At 58.2% G+C, this 3,163-nt stretch carries 3 protein-coding genes; all 3 read right to left on the reverse strand.

The window, feature by feature from the left end; all coding sequences use genetic code 11:
* Positions 1-1,998 (reverse strand): pLS20_p028 family conjugation system transmembrane protein (locus GVY43_RS15915; RefSeq protein ID WP_159563838.1); only part of this gene is annotated, 1,998 nt, incomplete at its 3' end.
* 81 nt (positions 1,999-2,079) lie between these two features.
* Complete coding sequence (locus tag GVY43_RS15920) at positions 2,080-2,559, reverse strand: hypothetical protein (protein WP_159563839.1); 480 nt, start codon at positions 2,557-2,559, stop codon at positions 2,080-2,082.
* Positions 2,560-2,584: 25 nt separating this feature from the next.
* On the reverse strand, positions 2,585-3,163 hold a 579-nt coding region (locus GVY43_RS15925), incomplete at its 5' end, for a hypothetical protein (protein ID WP_159563840.1).

A 3,163-nucleotide genomic window follows, 5' to 3' on the forward strand; every position in this document is an offset into this window, starting at 1 on the left:
TGCCTCCGGGGTCTCGCCTGCCCGTCTTGGATGCGTCTCAGCTGGAACCGTTCCAGCCGTTCGCGGAATCGTCGGATCATGTCTCATCTCTCCTTTCGGCCGTTCTGGCCGTTGTGGTGTCGCCGGTTTTGGCGGGGTCTGACGGGGCGTCGGCTCCGTCAGGGGTGGCGGGGAAGGCGTCTTGTCGTACGCCGCACGTGCTTCAGGTGGGACGGTCGTGTCAGGATGTTTCGGTTGTTCGTTCGCCTGCATCCCGCGTTTCCATCGCCATGGTTGTGGGGGTGGAGGGCTCGCCTCTCCGGTCTCGGCCGATCCGGTCGATGAATCCGGATCGGGTTCCGCCTGTCCGGTCCGGGCAGGCTCACCCGACTGTGACATCTGCGGTCCATACCGTACATGCGGTCTCGCGTCTGCGTTAGGTGCCGGTTCTGACGGGACCGATTCCTCCTGCGTTCCGGGCACTGAACTCTCGCCGGTCACCTGCCCCACCGCTTTCTCCTCATCGGGCTGTGGGTTTTGCCACTTCCAACGTTTCCGAGGTGTCGGTCCCGTTTCTGGTGTCGATTGTTCTGTCCCGTCAGGCGTTGCCTGTACGTCCTTCGAGGCGGGCGAGGCGTCCGGTTTCGATTTCGTCGCGCCACCCTTTGGCGGGTCTGCCTTCCAACCGTTCTTGGCGTACTTGGCCAATGGCGATCGGGACGCCACGGTCGATGTCACGTCCGCCGATGATCCGGTCTTGTCCTTCTTCGAGTCGCCGTAGTCGATTCTGAGCGGGACCGGCAGGGCGTCGTTCTTCTTGCCCTTGAGCGTCTCGGCCGATCGTTTGACCGCCGCGGCGCCCGTCATCGCGCCAATCCCGGCAGAGAGTGGGGCGGTGAACACCGAACCGCCCGCACGGGCCATGTCGACGCCCTCGCGGAGTCCGGCACGCGTTCCGAACTTGTTGTCAAAGTAGGTGATCCCTTTGAACAGCCCGATCGTCAGGACGAACAGACCGATCAGTTTGGCGAGCCCGCCCTGATCCGACGCGAACAGCAGGTTGCTGAAATACAGATAGAGCCGGAACCCGAGGACGAGGATGACGAGCGTCAGGAGCTTCTGGGCAAGCTCGCTGAAGATATTGCGCATCGTGTCGCTCTCCCGCGCGCCGATGGCGGCCGCGATCGGGGCGAGCACCTGCGCGAGCAGAATCTCATACAGCAACATCATCGTCTTGAAGGCGACGAACACGAGCGCGAACGCGAGTGTGACGAGCTGGACGAAAATCGGGAAGAAGTCGATGTGATAGCGGTAATAGCGGACCTCTCCGATCCCGAATAGCCCACCGTCTAATTCGACCGGTTCGTTTTGATCCGAGTCCCAGTATTGTGTCAGAATCTTTTCATCGAGAGCGCTTTCCATCATCTCGTCCGTGACCCGACTGAACGGGTTCAACAGGACGATGCCCTGACGGGAGTCCAACCCGTTCTTCTCGGAGATGCTCATCTCGCCCGGCGGCGTCTGCCATCCGTCCTCGATGAACCGTTTCACGTCATAGACGTTGTTCCGTACGACGATCTCCGACAACGGCGCCCCACTGTTGCCATCGCCCATCGCCTCCTCGACGAACACCTGACCACTGTCGCTCAGGTCGAGCCCTTTCGAGACGACGTCTGGCACGATCAAGACGACGACGATGGCGAAGAAGAACGCCTGGAACACGTTCCCGTACTTCATCGCGGGATTGACGAACATCATGTATCCGAGGATGACCCCTTGGATGACCATGAACGCCCAAAAGAACAGGACGAATACCCCTTCGAGTCGTCCGATGAGCGGGTTCGTGAAGAACCCGCGGAACAGCTCGTCGACGCCCGTATACAACGACTCGACGCCTTGAAGGAGTTGCATGAGCGCGACGACCCATTTCCAGAGCTCCCGGCGGAGGTGATCCGACCATAGGTTCGTCATGTCGAGGTATGGACCGAACGTCTCATACAGCGTTGCGGTGATTTCCATTTATCGTTCCCTTCCTTTCTGCCCGTTGTCCGGGCACGTACATAAAAGGACGGCCACATGAGGGCCGTCCCGGTTTCTTGCTTATTGATCGACGAGTGTCAACAGTTCACGGACGTCCTTGTCGACGTCACGTTCGATGTCTTCACGCGTCTTCCCACCCTCAGCGATGATGTTCTGTTCCCCTTGATGAATCTCACCTTCATGTACGAGACCAATTTCACTATGTGGAAAGTGGAATAATGCATAGATTCGATCATCATGGGGGTATTGTCTCTCATTAATAATAAAATAGTGGACATCATTTTCTTTAAACACCCGATCCACCATTTTCGAGATTTCAGACTCACCTTTGATGTCGAAACGTCCACCCTCATAGAAGAAGAACGTCTTGCCTGCCTCTAACATTTCATTGGCCTCGTCGTAGGTGATGATTGTCGGACCTTCACCCTCGTACAGCGTGTCGAGCGCTTCCGCCCGGCCACAGCCTGACAGCGTCAACAACAACCCACCGAGCAACAACAGGACACCGATTAGTAATACATTCCATCGCATTCGTTTCATGAGCGATCTCTCTCCCATTCTTGGATTATGATTCATCCCCTTTCTTCACGAGATAGGGGTGGATGAGTTCATACATTCGATTCTCATCGACAGGTTCTTTCATGTCGATCCGTCTTCCCAGTTCCATCACCACAAGTCCGATCCGTTTTGACAGGATCAGTTCTCCTTGTTTCAGTTCGAGCCACTCTTTGACCGTCCGTCGCTCCATTCCTGTCGCGTCAGACGAATTCGGCTCTTCGACGTCCGAGTCGTGAGGTTCCCCTTCATCCGGTTCGGGAGAAGGGCGGACAGGTTCCTCTTGCGTCGGTTCAGGGGTCATGCCGAACGTGTCGTCCAACAGGTCGAGCCCGGATGGTGTGGCAGGCGTCTCCGCCCCACTCTCCGACGTGGCCGGGACGTCCGTCCCGTGCGTCGGGAGGGGCATCAAGGAGGACTCTCGTTTGACCGTGGAGGGTTCAGATGGGGCTGATCCCTGCGTCTGTCCGGTGGACGCGTCCACGGTGTCTTCTGGGGCCGGAGCGCCCTCTGGGGGCGTGAAACGCGTGATCGGGCCGTCATACACACGGCGTTCGCGCCATGCGATGACCTGGTCCATGTATTCCTT

This window comes from Exiguobacterium sp. 8H, assembly GCF_902506255.1.
Taxonomy (GTDB): domain Bacteria; phylum Bacillota; class Bacilli; order Exiguobacteriales; family Exiguobacteriaceae; genus Exiguobacterium; species Exiguobacterium profundum.